This window comes from Acidovorax sp. LjRoot117, from assembly GCF_964252695.1.
Lineage (GTDB): Bacteria > Pseudomonadota > Gammaproteobacteria > Burkholderiales > Burkholderiaceae_C > Acidovorax.
This window is the reverse complement of sequence record NZ_CAXUPO020000002.1, coordinates 61835-78484: the sequence shown is the minus strand read 5'-3', so window position 1 is coordinate 78484 and position 16650 is coordinate 61835. Positions and strand designations below refer to the sequence as shown.

General features: G+C 66.6%; 11 protein-coding genes and 1 tRNA gene. 4 read left to right on the top strand and 8 right to left on the bottom strand.

The window, feature by feature from the left end; all coding sequences use genetic code 11:
- Positions 1-58: 58 nt before the first annotated feature.
- The 7 genes from lon to ACSQ3D_RS05725 form a co-directional block, all read right to left on the bottom strand.
- A complete protein-coding gene (gene lon / locus ACSQ3D_RS05755) occupies positions 59-2491 on the bottom strand; it encodes an endopeptidase La (RefSeq protein ID WP_056418675.1) in 2433 nt (810 codons plus the stop codon).
- Between the two features lie 301 nt (positions 2492-2792).
- The gene (clpX, locus tag ACSQ3D_RS05750) at positions 2793-4058 is read right to left on the bottom strand and encodes an ATP-dependent Clp protease ATP-binding subunit ClpX (RefSeq protein ID WP_056169758.1); all 1266 of its coding nucleotides are present in this window, start codon (positions 4056-4058) and stop codon (positions 2793-2795) included.
- 101 nt (positions 4059-4159) lie between these two features.
- Positions 4160-4768: an ATP-dependent Clp endopeptidase proteolytic subunit ClpP gene (clpP, locus tag ACSQ3D_RS05745; protein WP_056169761.1), complete on the bottom strand. Its 609-nt coding sequence runs from the start codon at positions 4766-4768 to the stop codon at positions 4160-4162.
- Positions 4769-4900: 132 nt separating this feature from the next.
- A complete protein-coding gene (gene tig, locus ACSQ3D_RS05740; protein ID WP_056418677.1) occupies positions 4901-6214 on the bottom strand; it encodes a trigger factor in 1314 nt (437 codons plus the stop codon).
- A gap of 75 nt (positions 6215-6289) precedes the next feature.
- Positions 6290-6376: transfer RNA gene (locus ACSQ3D_RS05735), tRNA-Leu, on the bottom strand.
- A 94-nt stretch (positions 6377-6470) separates the two neighbouring features.
- Positions 6471-9653: an efflux RND transporter permease subunit gene (locus ACSQ3D_RS05730; protein WP_436126226.1), complete on the bottom strand. Its 3183-nt coding sequence runs from the start codon at positions 9651-9653 to the stop codon at positions 6471-6473.
- Positions 9654-9664: 11 nt separating this feature from the next.
- A complete protein-coding gene (locus ACSQ3D_RS05725; protein WP_436126225.1) occupies positions 9665-10900 on the bottom strand; it encodes an efflux RND transporter periplasmic adaptor subunit in 1236 nt (411 codons plus the stop codon).
- A gap of 174 nt (positions 10901-11074) precedes the next feature.
- Here ACSQ3D_RS05725 and hpnC point away from each other — a divergent pair, with 174 nt between their 5' ends.
- On the top strand, positions 11075-12001 hold the full coding sequence (gene hpnC, locus ACSQ3D_RS05720) for a squalene synthase HpnC (protein WP_436126224.1): 927 nt from the start codon (positions 11075-11077) through the stop codon (positions 11999-12001).
- Between the two features lie 44 nt (positions 12002-12045).
- Here hpnC and ACSQ3D_RS05715 read toward each other — a convergent pair whose 3' ends face one another.
- Positions 12046-13026, bottom strand: a complete 981-nt coding sequence (locus ACSQ3D_RS05715) for a LysR substrate-binding domain-containing protein (RefSeq protein WP_436126223.1) — start codon at positions 13024-13026, stop codon at positions 12046-12048.
- 272 nt (positions 13027-13298) lie between these two features.
- Here ACSQ3D_RS05715 and ACSQ3D_RS05710 point away from each other — a divergent pair, with 272 nt between their 5' ends.
- From ACSQ3D_RS05710 to ACSQ3D_RS05700, 3 genes are all read left to right on the top strand, one after another.
- Positions 13299-13700, top strand: coding sequence for a RidA family protein (locus ACSQ3D_RS05710; RefSeq protein WP_436126222.1), 402 nt, complete (start codon positions 13299-13301; stop codon positions 13698-13700).
- A 437-nt stretch (positions 13701-14137) separates the two neighbouring features.
- Positions 14138-15556, top strand: coding sequence for an L-serine ammonia-lyase (locus tag ACSQ3D_RS05705; RefSeq protein WP_436126221.1), 1419 nt, complete (start codon positions 14138-14140; stop codon positions 15554-15556).
- Positions 15557-15717: 161 nt separating this feature from the next.
- Positions 15718-16620, top strand: a complete 903-nt coding sequence (locus tag ACSQ3D_RS05700) for an amino acid ABC transporter substrate-binding protein (RefSeq protein WP_235504066.1) — start codon at positions 15718-15720, stop codon at positions 16618-16620.
- The last annotated feature ends 30 nt before the right edge of the window (positions 16621-16650 follow it).

The window sequence follows — 16650 nt, the reverse complement described above, 5'->3', positions numbered from 1 at the left end:
GTTTGCTGCGATGGAGTGAATTGTAGCGCATTTTTTGGGGCTCTCCAAAAAATTTGCATCAATGTTTGAGTCCATCGCCTGCAGGTGCCGGAGCACGGGCTTTTTCGGCCGCTGCGGCGGCCACTTCGGCCACCTCTTCGTCCGTCAGCGGCTCGGGCTTGCGCTCCAGGGCCACTTCCAGCACCTTGTCGATCCAGCGCACCGGCACGATCTCAAGGCCGCTCTTCACGTTGTCTGGAATCTCCTGGAGATCCTTCACGTTCTCTTCGGGGATCAGCACGGTCTTGATACCGCCGCGCAGCGCGGCCAGCAGCTTTTCCTTGAGGCCACCGATCGCGGTCACTTCACCGCGCAGCGTGATCTCGCCGGTCATCGCCACATCGCCACGCACCGGGATGCCGGTCAGCGCAGACACGAACGCCGTGGTCATGGCAGCGCCGGCACTCGGGCCGTCCTTGGGCGTGGCTCCATCGGGCACGTGGATGTGGATGTCGCGCTTCTCGAAAATGTCGTCCTTGATGCCGAGCAGCCGGGACCGGCTGCGCACCACGGTGCGGGCGGCCTCCACCGATTCCTTCATCACATCGCCCAGCGAGCCGGTGCGGGTGATCACGCCCTTGCCGGGCATGGTGGCGGCTTCGATGGTCAGCAGATCGCCGCCCACCTCGGTCCACGCCAGGCCCACGACCTGGCCCACCTGGTTTTGCAGCTCGGCGCGGCCGTAGGTGTACTTGCGCACACCCAGGAAGTCGGGCAGGTTGTCGGCCGTCACCACCACCTGGGGCGTGAGCTTCTTGAGCTGCAGGCCCTTGACGACCTTGCGGCAGATCTTGGACAGCTCGCGTTCCAGCGACCGCACGCCCGCTTCGCGGGTGTAGTAGCGCACCATATCGCGCACGGCAGGCTCGGTGATCAGCAGCTCTTCGTCCTTCACGCCGTTGTTCTTGAGCTGCTTGGGCAGCAGGTACTTCATGGCGATGTTGGTCTTCTCGTCCTCGGTGTAACCCGACAGGCGGATCACTTCCATGCGGTCGAGCAGGGCCGGCGGAATGTTCATCGAGTTCGACGTGGCGACGAACATCACGTCGGACAGGTCGAAGTCCACCTCGACGTAGTGGTCGCCGAAGGTGTGGTTCTGCTCGGGGTCCAGCACCTCCAGCAGCGCACTCGATGGGTCGCCCCGGAAGTCCGTGCCCAGCTTGTCGATCTCGTCCAGCAGGAACAGCGGGTTGCGCGTGCCCACCTTCGACAGGCTCTGCAGCACCTTGCCCGGCAAGGCGCCGATGTAGGTGCGGCGGTGCCCGCGGATCTCGGCCTCGTCACGCATGCCGCCCAGTGCCATGCGCACGTACTTGCGGCCGGTGGCCTTGGCGATCGACTGGCCCAGCGAGGTCTTGCCCACGCCAGGAGGGCCCACCAGGCACAGGATGGGCGCCTTCACCTTGTCCACGCGCTGCTGCACTGCAAGGTACTCAAGGATGCGGTCCTTGACCTTGTCGAGGCCGTAGTGGTCTTCGTTCAGCACGTCCTCGGCGTTGAGCAGGTCGTGCTTGATCTTGGTCTTCTTGCTCCAGGGCAGGCCCGTGAGCACGTCGATGTAGTTGCGCACCACCGTGGCTTCGGCCGACATGGGCGACATGAGCTTGAGCTTCTTGAGCTCGGCATCGGCCTTCTTGCGCGCCTCTGCAGACATCTTGGCGAGCTTGATCTTCTTCTCGATCTCCTCGATGTCGGCGCCTTCGTCGCCCTCGCCCAGTTCCTTCTGGATGGCCTTGACCTGCTCGTTCAGGTAGAAGTCGCGCTGGTTCTTCTCCATCTGGCGCTTCACGCGGCCGCGGATCTTCTTGTCGACATTGAGGATGTCGACTTCGCGGTCCAGTTGCTCGAACAGGTTTTCCAGGCGCGCCTTCACGTCGGCCAGATCCAGCACCACCTGCTTGTTCTCGAGCTTGAGCGGCAGGTGGGCGGCGATCGTGTCGGCCAGGCGGCCCGGGTCGTCGATGCTGGAGATCGAGGTGAGGATCTCGGGCGGGATCTTCTTGTTCAGTTTGACGTACTGGTCGAACTGCTGCATCACCGCGCGGCGCAGGGCCTCGATCTCGCTGGGCTTGTTGGCGTCGGGCGTGGCCTCGACCGGCGTCACCGTGGCGGTGAAGTGGGTCTCGCCGTCTTCGATGGATGTGACCACCGCGCGCTGCTGGCCTTCGACCAGCACCTTGACGGTGCCGTCGGGCAGCTTGAGCATCTGCAGGATGGTGGAGACACAGCCCACATCGAACATGTCCGAGACGGAAGGCTCGTCCTTGGCGGCGGCCTTCTGGGCCACCAGCATGATGCGGCGGTCGGCCTCCATGGCCATCTCAAGCGCCTTGATGCTCTTGGGGCGGCCCACGAACAGCGGGATCACCATGTGGGGGAACACGACCACGTCACGCAGCGGCAGCAGCGGCAGGTCGAGTGGGGTGGCAGGCAGGGGGGTATGTCCGGACATGGAAATCCTCAGTTAACTCAGTGGAATATGGTCCACCAGTGGGGATTTTCAACCCCTTCTTCCGGCCGTACCGCAAGAAGGGTTGAAGGGCAGCACCAGCGGCCACCCCGTGCGGTGCATGCCTTCGATGGCGTGCACCGCGGAGACGTCAGACATGAAGGACGCCGCGCGTCATTCATCACAGCGCGTGAGCCTGGCGCGAAGCAGGCCATTGGCCGCCGCGCCAGGGCTGCCCCGCCGCGCTGGCGGGGTTCCCTGGAGGGGAACGCCGCTGCGCGACTCAGGGCGGGCGCCATGTCTTTCAGGCCTTCTTGGCCGCCTCGCGGTACACGAGCAGCGGCGGCTTGTTTTCTTCGATGGTGGACTCGTCCACCACCACCTTCTCGACGTTGCTCGTATTGGGCAGGTCGAACATCGTGCCGATCAGCGACTGCTCCAGGATCGAGCGCAGACCACGGGCACCGGTCTTGCGGGCCAGTGCCTTGCGGGCGATGGCCTTGAGCGCCGCAGGACGGATCTCCAGGTCCACGCCTTCCATGGACAAGAGCTTGCTGTACTGCTTGACCAGCGCGTTCTTGGGCTCGGTCAGGATCTCGACCAGCGCGTCCTCGCTGAGCTCGGCCAGTGCCGTCACCACGGGCATGCGGCCCACCAATTCGGGGATCAGGCCGAACTTGATCAAGTCCTCGGGCTCGATCTCGGTGAACACTTCGGTCAGCGAGCGCTGCTTCTTGCTCTTGACCGATGCGCCAAAGCCGATGCCCGATGCCTCGGTGCGGTTCTCGATGACCTTCTCCAGGCCCGCGAAAGCGCCGCCGCAAATGAACAGGATGTTGGTCGTGTCGATCTGCAGGAAGTCCTGGTTCGGGTGCTTGCGCCCGCCCTGGGGCGGCACGCTGGCCATGGTGCCTTCGATGAGCTTGAGCAGCGCCTGCTGCACGCCCTCGCCCGACACGTCGCGGGTGATGCTGGGGTTGTCCGACTTGCGCGAGATCTTGTCGATTTCGTCGATGTAGACGATGCCGCGCTGCGCGCGCTCGACTTCGTAGTTGCAGCTTTGCAGCAGCTTCTGGACGATGTTCTCCACGTCCTCGCCCACATAGCCGGCTTCGGTCAGCGTGGTGGCGTCGGCCATCACGAAAGGCACGTCCAGCATGCGCGCCAGCGTCTGGGCCAGCAGCGTCTTGCCCGAGCCCGTGGGCCCGATCAGCAGGATGTTGCTCTTGGACAGCTCCACATCGTCCTTGTGGGCCTTGTCCTTGTGGCGCAGGCGCTTGTAGTGGTTGTACACCGCCACTGCCAGCGTGCGCTTGGCCACGTCCTGGCCGATCACGTAGTTGTCCAGGTTGGTCTTGATCTCCACCGGCGTGGGCAGATCGCTGCGGCCTTCACGCGCCACGTCACCGGCCGGCAGCTCATCGCGAATGATTTCGTTGCACAGGTCAATGCACTCGTCGCAGATAAAGACGGACGGACCGGCGATCAGCTTCTTCACTTCATGCTGGCTTTTGCCGCAGAAAGAGCAGTAGAGGGTTTTTTCGCTGGAAGAGCCTTTTTTCTCGGCCATGGGGGCAATGCCTTGTTACGTACGGAAAGTTGTCGGGATGATAACCAAATAAAAAACGGCGTCTTCCCCGGGGGAAAACGCCGCCGCGCCGCCTGGGCGAATCAGGAACGCTTGTTGATCACCTGGTCGACCAGGCCGTATTCCTTGGACTCCTCGGCCGACAGGAAGTAGTCGCGCTCGGTGTCGCGCTGGATCTTTTCCAGCGGCTGGCCGGTGCGCTCGGCCAGGATCTTGTTGAGCTGCTCGCGGGTCTTCAGGATCTCGCGCGCATGGATCTCGATCTCGGTCGCCTGGCCCTGCATGCCGCCCAGGGGCTGGTGGATCATGACCTTGGAGTTGGGCAGCGCGAAACGCTTGCCCTTGGCGCCTGCGGCCAGCAGGAACGCGCCCATGCTGGCGGCCATGCCGGTGCACAGCGTCGACACGTCGGGCTTGATGAAGTTCATGGTGTCGTAGATCGCCATGCCCGCGCTCACCGAGCCGCCGGGCGAGTTGATGTAGAACGACACGTCCTTGTCGGGGTTCTCGCTTTCGAGGAACAGCAGCTGCGCCACGACGAGGTTGGCGGTCTGGTCATTGACCGGGCCCACCAGGAAGATCACGCGCTCCTTGAGCAGGCGCGAGTAGATGTCGTAGGACCGTTCGCCACGGCCCGACTGCTCGATGACCATCGGCACCATGCCCAGGCCTTGTAATTCCAATGCGCTCATTTTTTCTCCAGTCAAGCAGGTACTGTACCCAGAAATGAATTGGGGCTTGTGCCCGAAAGCACAAGCCCCTGGTGTGTCGCCCACCACCGGAAACTCCGACAAGGAGACACCGGCGGGGTGTGGCACAGGCTATCAGCCTTGTTGAGCCATCAGTTCGTCGAAGGATACGGCCTTTTCTACCACCTTGGCCTTGCCCAGCACGAAATCGGTCACGTTGTTTTCGATGACAACGGCTTCGACTTCAGCCAGACGCTGACGGTCGCCGAAGTACCAGCGCACGACGTCTTCGGGCTTCTCGTAGCTGGCAGCCAGCTCGTCGATGTGGGCCTTGAGCTGCTCGGGCTTGGCCTGCAGGTTGTTGGCGCGCACCAGTTCGGCCACCACCAGACCCAGGCGCACGCGGCGCTCGGCCTGGGGGCGGAACACGTCTTCAGGGATCTCGGCCTTGTCGGCGTCCTTGATGCCGCGCTGCTTGAGCTCGGCACGGGCGCCTTCCAGCAGGCGGGCGATTTCAGCCTGCACGCTGGCGTTGGGCAGATCCAGTTCGGCCTTGCCGACCAGGGCGTCCATCACGGCCTGCTTGTTGCGGGCCAGCAGGCGGAACTTGACTTCGCGCTCCAGGTTCTTCTTGATGTCGGCGCGCAGGCCGTCCACGGAACCGTCGGCGATGCCCAGCGACTTGGCCAGGGCGTCGTTCACTTCGGGCAGGTGGGCGGCTTCGATCTTCTTGACGGTCACGAGGAAGTCGGCGGTCTTGCCGGCGACGTCCTTGCCGTGGTACTCAGCGGGGAAGGCCAGGGGGAAGGTCTTGCTTTCGCCGGACTTCATGCCACGCACTGCGTCTTCGAATTCCTTGAGCATCTGGCCTTCGCCGACCAGGAACTGGAAGTCTTCTGCCTTGCCGCCGTCGAAGGGTTCGCCGTCGATCTTGCCTTCGAAGTCCACGGTCACGCGGTCGCCGTCTTGTGCAGCGGCGTCGATGGCGCGCTGGGCGAAGCTGCGGCGCTGCTTGCGCAGGATGTCGATGGTCTTGTCGATGGCGGCATCGGTCACTTCGGCCGACAGCTTTTCGACTTCGGCGTCCGACAGGTCGGCGATCTGGACTTCAGGGAACACTTCGAAGATGGCATCGAACGTGACCTGCCCTTCGGGAGCGCCTTCCTTTTCGGTGATGCGGGGCTGGCCGGCCACGCGCAGGTTGGCTTCGTTGGCAGCCACGGCAAAGGCTTCACCGACCTTGTCGTTGAGCACTTCGTACTGCACCGAGTAGCCGTAGCGCTGTGCCACCACGTTCATGGGCACCTTGCCGGGACGAAAGCCATCCATCTTGACCGTGCGGGCCAGGCGCTTGAGGCGCGTGTCGACTTCGGACTGGATCAGGGTGACGGGCACGCTCAGCGTAATCTTGCGCTCGAGCTTCTCAAGGGTTTCAACAGTAACGGCCATGGCTATTCCTCTTATGGATGTGGATCGTGCTGGCTGCAGCGCAGCAGCGCCGTGTTCCGCAAAGTCTCACAGGGGTGGTGCGCGGGGGGGGACTCGAACCCCCACACCATTGCTGGCGTCAGGACCTAAACCTGGTGCGTCTACCAATTTCGCCACCCGCGCGGTTCTACAACAAACAAACAGGCGGCAACCGGAGCTGCCGCCTGTGTGAAATCGGTCAACCTTCTATTTTACCCTGATGCGGGCAGGCTGGGAATCATCTCCCTCCAAGAAGCTCCGGCGCGGGTCGTTTCACACGGAACCACGCAGCGTACATCGCAGGCAGCGCGAGCAGCGTGAGCACGGTGGCCACCACCAGCCCGCCCATGATGGCCACGGCCATCGGGCCCCAGAACACGCTGCGCGACAGCGGGATCATGGCCAGCACCGCGGCGGCCGCCGTCAGCACGATGGGACGCAGGCGGCGCACGGCCGACTCGACGATGGCGTCCCACGCGGGGATGCCCTTGGCGCGGTCCTGCTCGATCTGGTCGATCAGGATCACCGAGTTGCGCTGGATCATGCCCATGAGCGCGATCACGCCCAGCAGCGCCACGAAGCCGAACGGACGGTTGAGCAGCAGCAGTGCGGCCGAGACCCCCGCGATCCCCAGGAACCCGGTGATGTACACCAGGAACGCACGGCTGAAGCTGTGCAGCTGCAGCATCAGCAAGGTGAACACCAGGAACAGCATGACAGGCACTCCCGCCATGATGGAGCTGGTGCCCTTGGAGCTTTCCTCCACCGCGCCGGCCACTTCGATGCGGTAGGCGCCCTGCCCTGCAGCGTGCCATTTGTCCTCGATGGCCTTGAGTGCCGGCTGCAGCGCCGCCGTCACGGTGGCGCCCTGCAGGCCTTCGGTCACGTCGCCCTGCACGGTGATGGCGTAGTCGCGGTTCTCGCGCCACATCACGCCTGGCTCCCAGGTGAACACGGGCTTGGCGATCTGCGTGAGCGGGATCGACTTGCCCGAGGCCGTGGGCAGGTAGGCGTTGGCGATGTCGGTGATCGCGTTGCGCTCGTCCAGCGGCTGGCGCAGCACGATGTCGATCAGCTTGTCGCCCTCGCGGAACTGGCCCACCTGCGTGCCCGACAGGATGGTCTTGGAGGCCTGCGCGATGGACTGGCTCGTCACGCCCAGAGCGCGCGCCTTGGCTTGGTCGACCTCCAGGCGCAGCACCTTCACGGATTCGTTCCAGTTGTCGTTCACGCCACGCATGTCGGCGTTCTGGCGCAGCACGGCCTTGACCTCGTCGGCTCGCTCGCGCAGCACCAGCGGCTCGGGGCCCACCACGCGGAACTGCACGGGGTATGGCACCGGCGGCCCGTTGGGCAGCAGCTTCACGCGGCCGCGCACTTCGGGGAACTCTTCGGCCAGCAGGGCCGGCAGCTTGACGCGCAGCGATTCGCGCAGCGCCAGGTCCTTGGGCAGCACGATGAACTGCGACACGTTGCTTTGCGGGAACACCTGGTCCAGCGGCAGGTAAAAGCGCGGCACGCCCGACCCCACCCAGGTGCTGACCGACGTCACGCCGGGCTCGGCCATCAGGCGCTGCTCCACGCGCTTGGTGACCTCTTCATTGCCCGCGAACGACGTGCCTTCCGGGAACCAGATGTCCACCAGGATCTCGGGCCGGCTCGAATCCGGGAAGAACTGCTGCTGCACCTTGCCCATGCCGACGATGCCCAGCACGAAGATCAAAATGGTGATGCCGATGGTGATCCAGCGGTGCAGTACGCACCAGTTCACCAGCCGGCGGAACGCGCGGTAGAACGGGCTGTCGAACACCTCGTGCGCGCCCTCGGCGGTGCCGTGGTGCTCCTGCGCATGCAGCACGTGCTCGGGCACCTTCAGCAGCAGCGTCCCCAGGTAGGGCACGAAGTACACCGACACGATCCAGCTCAGGACCAGCGCGATCACGGTCACGGCGAAGATGGCGAAGGTGTATTCGCCCGTCGTCGACTTGGCCAGGCCGATGGGCAGAAAGCCCGCGGCGGTGATCAGCGTGCCGGTGAGCATGGGCATGGCGGTGATCTCGTAGGCGAAGGTGGCGGCGCGCACCTTGTCGTAGCCCTCTTCGAGCTTGAGCACCATCATCTCGACCGCGATGATCGCGTCGTCCACCAGCAGGCCCAGCGCGATGATGAGCGAGCCCAGCGAGATCTTGTGCAGGCCGATGCCCCAGTACCACATGGCCAGGAAGGTCACGGCCAGCACCAGCGGAATGGTGATGCCCACCACCATGCCCGGGCGCGGGTCGATGTACCAGCGCTTCCACAGCGGCTGCTTGCCCGGCCGCCGGTGAAAGCCCAGCGCGATGAAGCTCACGGCCAGCACGATGACCACGGCCTCGATCAGCACCTTCACAAACTCATTGACCGACGTGGACACCGCCGTAGGCTGATCCTGCACATTGACCAGCTTGACCCCGGCGGGCAGCGACGCGGCGATGCGGTCGGTGGCCGTGTGCAGTGCCTTGCCCAGGGCGATGATGTCGCCGCCCTTGGTCATGGAGACACCCAGCGCGATCACCTCGCGCCCCTGGTGGCGCACCTTCACGGTGGCCGGGTCCACATAGCCGCGCTTGATCTCGGCGATGTCCGACAGGCGCAGCTGCGCGCCCGAGGGGCCGCGGATCGGCATGGCGGCCAGGTCTTCCACCGCATTGAACTGCCCCTCGACCCGCACCTGCACCTGGTCCTGCGGCGTCTGGATGGCGCCCGCGCTTTCCACCGCGTTCTGCTGGCCCAGCTGCGCCAGCACTTGGTTCATGTCCAGGCCCAGCTGCGCCAGGCGCTTTTGCGAGATCTCGATGAAGAGCTTCTCGTCCTGCACGCCAAACTGCTCCACCTTGGCCACGTCGGGCACGCGCAGCAGCTGCTGGCGGGCGTCGTCGGCAAATTGCTTGAGTTCGGCGTAGCTGAAGCCCTCGGACTCCAGCGCGTAGATCACGCCGTACACATCGCCGAAGTCGTCGTTGAAGAACGGGCCCTGGATGCCCTGCGGCAGGGTGTAGCGCATGTCGCCCACCTTCTTGCGCACGCTGTACCAGACATTGGCCACGTCGCCGGGCTTGGAGGAGTCCTTGATCTGGAAAATGATCTGCGACTCGCCGGGCTTGGAATAGCTGCGGATCTTGTCCGCATACGGCACCTCTTGCAGCGTGCGCTCGATCTTGTCGGTGACCTGCTCGGCCACCTGCTGCGCCGTGGCGCCCGGCCAGTAGGTGCGGACCACCATCGCGCGGAAGGTGAACGGAGGGTCTTCGTCCTGCCCCAGCTGGAAGTAGGCCATGAAGCCCAGCAGCATCAGCACCAGCATCAGGTAGCGCGTGAGCGCGGGGTGGTCGAGCGCCCACTTGGAGAGGTTGAACCCCTCCTTCGGTTGTACTTGCGTCATGGCAGCGGCCCTTACTTGGCGTTCGCGCTGGCGGCGGGCGCCGTGGCGGGAGCCGCGGCCGGGGCCGGGGCCGGCACGGCGGCCGGTGCAGGGGCTGCTACGGTATTGGTAGCTGCTTGCGCTTTACTGGAGGGCGCTGCAGCCGTTTTTGGCTGGTACACCACGACCTTCTGCCCTGGCGACAGCACATGCACGCCCGTCGCCACCACCTGCATGCCCGGGGTGAGGCCCCCGGCCACCACCGCCTCGTTGCCATCGGCCGTGGCGATCTGCACCGCCTGCGACTTGACGGTGCCGCTGGCGGCGTCGTAGACCCACACCGCCGTGGTCTGGCCTTCCTGGCGCAAGGCGCTGGTGGGCAGCTTGATGGCGGGAATGCCCACATGGCTCAGCGCCTTGGGCTTCACATACACGGTGGAGCCCAGTGGCGGCACGTCGGCGCCGTCGATGGCGACCTTGACCTGGTAGGTGCGGGTGGCGGCGTCGGCGCTGGCGGCCACTTCGCGCACGCGGCCCACCAGCTCGGCCCCGGTGGACCAACCGCGCACCGTCACCTCGGAGTCCGGAGCGATCACGCCGACCTTGTCCTCGGGCACCGCAAACACCACATCCCGCGGCCCGTCCTGCGCAATGCGCACCACCGGAGTGCCGGCGGTCACCACCTGGCCCGGCTCGGCGTCGATGCCGGTGATCACGCCCGACACATCGGCCACCAGCGTCGTGTAGGCGGCCTGGTTGCCCTGCGAGGACAGCTGCGCGCGCGCCTGGTCCAGCGTGGCCTGCGCGGCCTTCAAGGTGGCATCGCGGCGCTCCAGCTCGGCACCGCTGATGAAGTTCTGGTCCTTGAGCGCCTGGTAGCGCTTGTAGTCGGCGGCGGCCAGGTCGCGCTGCGTGGTGGCCGATGCCAGTTGCGCCCGCGCGGCGTCGGTGGCCAGTTGGTAGTCCTTGGGGTCCAGCTGCGCCAGCACCGCGCCCGCGCGCACCCGCTGGCCCAGCTCGGCCTGTCGCTTGACGATCTTGCCCGCCACCCGGAACCCCAGGCGCGACTCCACGCGCGCGCGCACTTCGCCCGAATACTCGAGGCTCGATTGCAGCGCCCCCACGCCCACCGTCAACAGCTTGACGGAGCGCACAGGCTCCTCAGGAGGGGCCGGGCGTGAGCAAGCGGCCAGCAAGGCCGCGGTGGCCAGCACCAGCAGCGACCTGCGGGGCCATGGGGAAGACCGCTTGGCGGAGGGAGTGCGCATGGGAGATCCGTTGAAATTGATGAAAGCAGCCAGGAATTGCACGCACAGCGCAAAGCAGACAGCCCGCGCCGAAGGGCGGACGAACGATCCGCTCAGGATGTGTTTTTGTTTAATGACTGACCGGTTAGTAATCTATGAGAACCGGCCCCGTCTTGTCAAGCGACAATTCGGGGTGTGAACGACCGCCCCAGCCCTCCCCCCTCACCCGCCCAGGCCCCAGCCACGATTGCGGCCTCGCCATCTGCGGCCAACGCTGCCGACGCCGTGGCAGCCCCCGTCACGCACTACGAGAACTTCCCCGTCGCCTCGGTGCTGTGCCCGCCCCACCTGCGCCAGCCGATTGCCGCCATCTACGGTTTTGCCCGCACGGCCGACGACATCGCCGATGAAGGCGACGCCCCCGCCGCCGACCGCCTGGCCGACCTGGCCGCTTTTCACGCAGACCTGATGGCGATTGCCCAGGGCCAGCCGCCATCGCCGCGCTGGGCCAGCGTCTTCCTGCCGCTGCAGGCCGTGCTGCGCAGCCACCAGCTGCCGGTGCCGCTGTTGGCCGACCTGCTCAGCGCCTTTGCGCAGGATGTGGAAAAAACGCGCGACGCCGAGGGCTACGCCGACCGTGCAGAGCTGCTGGACTACTGCCGCCGCTCCGCCAACCCGGTGGGCCGGCTGCTGCTGCACCTGTACGGCGTGCACGGCGACGAGGCGCTGCGCGAGAGCGACGCCATCTGCACCGCCCTGCAGCTCATCAACTTCTGGCAGGACCTGTCGGTGGACATTCCCCGGGGCCGCCACTACCTGCCGCGCGCCGACTGCGTCACCCACGGCGCCAGCCAGGCCGACCTGCTGGCACTGCGCAGCACGCCCGAAAACGTGCGGCTCATCGTGAACAGCGCCCGGTGGGCCCGCGCCAGCATGCACAGCGGCGCGCCCCTGGTGCACCGGCTGCCCGGCCGCGCGGGCTGGGAGCTGCGCTTGGTGGTGCAAGGCGGCCTGCGCATCCTCGACAAAGTCGACGCACTGCAGGGCGGCAGCCTGCACACCCGCCCGCGCCTGAATGCGTGGGACTGGTGCGTGATGCTGGCGCGCGCCGTGGTGATGTGATGGGACCGGAGGCGGCGGCTCGGCGCAGGGCCGCGCCCGCAGCCTCAGGCTGCCGACAGCCAGTCGCAGAACGCCACCGACGCCGGGTCCTGCGCGGCGCGGGCGGGCCGCAGCCAGTAGTACTTCTTCTCGCCCGACAGCACGTCGGCGAACGGCATCACCAGCAGCCCGCTGGCCAGCGCATCGCCCAGGAAACGCGGGTTGCCCAGCGCCACGCCCAGGCCCTGGATGGCCGCCTGCACGCTCAGGTGGGCATGGTCGAACACCAGGTCGCCCGCGGGCTGCAGGCCGGGCGCGCCCGCCTCGCCCAGCCACTGCTGCCACACCAGCGGCGTGGAGCGGCTGTGCAGCAGCGTGAAGCGCGCCAGTCCCTCGGGCGACGCCACGGCCCGGCCGTCCGCCAGCAGCGCGGGGCTGCACACGGGCGTGAGCGCGTCGGGGATGAAGGCGCCCAGGCTCACATCCCGCCACCCGCTGCGCTCGGGCAGCGCCGCCAGGTCGGCATCGGCAAAGCAGCGGATCGACACGTCGTACTGCGCCGGCTCGAAATCCATGAACCCCACCGTCGTGACCAGCTGCACATCCAGCCCCGGGATCTGCGCGCAAAAGCCCGCCAGGCGCGGAATGAGCCACTGCGACGCCAGCGTGGCCGTGGCGTTCACCACCAGCGTGTTGCGGCGGGTGAGCCGCTCGATGCCGGCGGTGGACTGCGCCATCAGGTCGAGCGCGCTGGTGATGCCCGGCAGCAGCGCGGCGCCCGGCGTGGTCAGCGCCAGGCGCCGGCCGTCGCGCCCGACCAGCGCCACGCCCAGCCATTCCTCCAGCGCCTTGATCTGGTGGCTGACGGCGCTTTGCGTCACGCTCAACTCGCGCGCCGCGTGGGTCACGCTGAGCAGCCGCCCGGCAGCCTCGAAGGCGCGCAGCATGTTCAGCGGCGGCAAGCGGCGTGCGGCGCTGCCTGCAATTGGGGTGGATGCGGCAGACCCAGCGGCCAGCCGCGCGTCGGTCACATGAGATGAATTCATGATTGGCGGAAATATTGTCGATAGTCGCGCGCCGCACTGCCTCGTACGATGAGGCCCATGCATGGAAACACGCCGACCGACTGGATAGATTTACTCATTATGTGCCGTGCCTGCACGGCCCCGCTGCGGCCGGCCCGCAGGCCGAGCGGGCCCGGCCCCGCGCAGCGTGCTGCAGGCCCTGATCAGCGCACACGGCCTGTGGGTTGGGCGATGTGGGCGATGTGTGCGGGGGCGGTGCGCACGCCGGCAGCCACGCCCCGGGCCCCTGCTGCATGACGGGCATCGCAACGCCCCTGCCCCCAAACGCGGCCCGGGTGCCGCTGTGCGTGGGCGTGCGGCACACGCCCGGTGCGCTGTCCGTGCGCGTGGCGTACATCGCAGGGGGTGCACCGGCCGGGGCGGACCCGCAGGATGCCCCGCGCCAGTTCGCCCAGGTGCTGGCCGCCACGGAGCGCCTGGTGCACGAGGCCGGAGCCAGCCTGGACCGGATGGTGTCGTGCGAAGTCTTCGTGCGCGAGCCTGCCGCCTGCCCGGCGGTCGAGGCCTTGCTGCGCACCTGGGCCGCACGCCGCTCTGGCTGCACGCGCCTGGTGCGGCAACCACCCGGCGCCACGCCGCACGCCGACCTGGGGATGGCCCTGGTGGTCGCCCGGCCCGCCACCCCGGCGGACTGACCGGCTGCTGACGGCTGAACGACCGATCAGCGCGCCCGCCGGCCGACTGTAAGAAACATTCATGGGCGGCAAGCGCGGCCATTCGGCGGCCGATTTGCGCTGGAAATATTGATCAAAAACCGCCGCTACCGCGCTCCTGGAAAGCGCTAGCTGCTATCATTTTTGACATTTTGATGGGATGCGCCAACAGCATCCGGCGGAACGCCTTCGCCCCACTCAGGGTTTGCGCGTGTGCCGGCCAGCCCCGGCGCAGTTAGCCTCGCGCCCACTCCAGCACCAAGAGCGCTGGCGGTACGAAGGATGTTGTTTCAGACCCTGTTCTCAAAGACAGACAGACCGGCGGTGGCGCCACCCGCGCCACCGCTGCTTTCCATGCCCGGCATGGCATCCACGCAGCCTCGGCCCTACCCGGACCCCCCGGACACCCGCACACCACCATGTCTGTCAGCGTTTTCGACCTCTTCAAGATCGGCATCGGCCCGTCCAGCTCCCACACCGTGGGGCCCATGATCGCGGCACGACAGTTTGCCTGCCACCTGCAGGCCGGCCCGGGCTTGGCCGCGGTGCAGGGCATTGCGGTCGAACTGTTCGGCTCGCTGTCAGCCACCGGCGTGGGCCACGGCACCGACAAGGCCGTGCTGCTGGGCCTGGCGGGCTTCGAGCCCGACACCATCGACCCCGACCAGATCGACCCGACCATCGCCGCCATCCGGGCCAGCCAGACGCTGAACCTGCTGGGCGAGCGCACCGTGCCCTTCATCGAAAAAGAGCACCTGCTCTTTCGCCGCAAGAGCCTGCCCCTGCACCCCAACGGCATGTGCTTTCACGCGTTCGATGCCCAGGGCACGGAGATCGCCCAGCGCGAGTACTACTCGGTAGGCGGCGGCTTCGTCATCGACGCCGCTGGTGCACGGGTGCTGAACCAGGCCGGCAGTGCACAGCCCGGCAGCGCCGGCCACGCGCAGGGCCTGCCCCACCCCTTTCGCACCGGCGCCGAACTGCTGGCCCAGTGCCAGGCCACCGGCCTCACGCCGGCGCAACTCATGGCCGTCAACGAAGCGCACTGGCGCAGCGCCCCCGAGGTGCGGCGCCAGCTGCTGGCCATCTGGCGCACCATGGCCGGCGCCGTGCAGCGCGGCTGCGCCAGCAGCGGCCACCTGCCCGGGCCGATGCGGGTACGCCGCCGCGCGGCCGAACTGCACCGCAACCTGAAGGCCCATCCCGAGGCCGCGCTGCGCGACCCGCTGTCCATGCTGGACTGGGTGAACCTCTACGCCATGGCCGTCAACGAAGAAAACGCCGCGGGCGGCCGCGTCGTGACCGCCCCCACCAACGGCGCCGCGGGCGTGATCCCGGCGGTGCTGCACTACTACGTCAACTTCTTGCAAGGCGCCCGGGAAGGCAGCGCCGCCAACGAGGACGGCATCGCCACGTTTTTGCTCACCGCAGGCGCCATCGGCATCATCTACAAGGAAAACGCGTCCCTGTCAGGTGCCGAGGTGGGCTGCCAGGGCGAGGTGGGCGTGGCCTGCTCGATGGCCGCAGGCGCCCTGGCCGCCGTGATGGGCGGCACGCCCGAGCAGATCGAGAACGCCGCCGAGATCGGCATGGAGCACAACCTGGGCATGACCTGCGACCCCGTGGGCGGCCTGGTGCAGATCCCCTGCATCGAGCGCAACGCCATGGGCGCCATCAAGGCCATCAACGCCGCCCGCATGGCGCTGCGCGGCGACGGCCAGCACGTGGTGTCGCTCGACAAGGTGATCAAGACCATGATGCAGACCGGCGCCGACATGAAGGTGAAATACAAGGAGACCTCGCGCGGCGGCCTGGCGGTGAATGTTGTGGAATGCTGACGCCCGCCACCGGCCACGCATACAACTGACGCGGCGCCGGTACACAATCCGCGCTCAGCACACCGGCCCACTCGGGCGCAGGGTGTCCCATCAGGCGCCCTGCGGCGCCGTTCACAGCTTCGCTGCTTCTTCTGCTTCTTCTTCCTCCGTTGGTCTCCTTCATGAAAATCTCCTCGATGCTGCGCCCGTGGGCGCTGATGGCCGCCCTGGCGTGCGCCGCCGCCGCACCCGCCTGGGCCGAAGACACCCTGGGCCGCATTGCCAGCGCGGGCGAACTGCGCCTGGGCCACCGCGAAAAATCCCTGCCGTTCTCGTACAAGGACGCCAACTCGGGCAAGGTGCAGGGCTACACGGTGGACATCTGCCTGCAGATCTTTGAAGAGATCAAGAAAGAGCTCAAGCGGCCCGACCTCAAGCTGACCTACCTGCTGGTGGACGGCAAGAACCGCATCACCGACGTGAAGAACAACGTGGTGGACCTGGAGTGCGGCGGCACGGCCAACACCGCCGCGCGCCAGAAGGAAATCGCCTTCAGCCACCACATCTTCGTGGCGTCGTCCGCGTTTTTGGTGAAAAAGACCTCCGGCATCAAGACGCTGGACGACCTGCAGGGCAAGAAGATCGCCGTGCAGGGCAAGACCACCAACGAAAACCTGCTCAAGGCCAACGAACGCACCTTTGCGCGCAAGTTCAACTACGTGCCGGTCGACAGCACGCTCGACGCAGTGAACGCCCTGGTCAAGGGCGACGCCGACGCCGCGTTCGCCGATGACGCGGGCATCTGGATTCCGCTCACCCGCCTGGGCAAGTCCATGGACGAGTACCAGTTCCTGGAAAAGCGCCTCTCGGTCGAGCCCTACAGCATCGGCCTGCGCCGCGAAGACCCCAAGTTCAAGGAACTCGTGGACCGCGTCACCCGCCGCATGATCCAGAACGGCGAGTTGACCGCGCTGTACAAGAAATGGTTCAGCTCGGAACAGGGCACGCTGCTGCCCATGAGCGTCTTCATGAAGGAAGCCCTGCGCCGGCCGAGCGACATCGGGGTGGAGCAGATCGCGTTCTGAAGCCCCCCTGAAAGGCGTCGACTCCCCCTG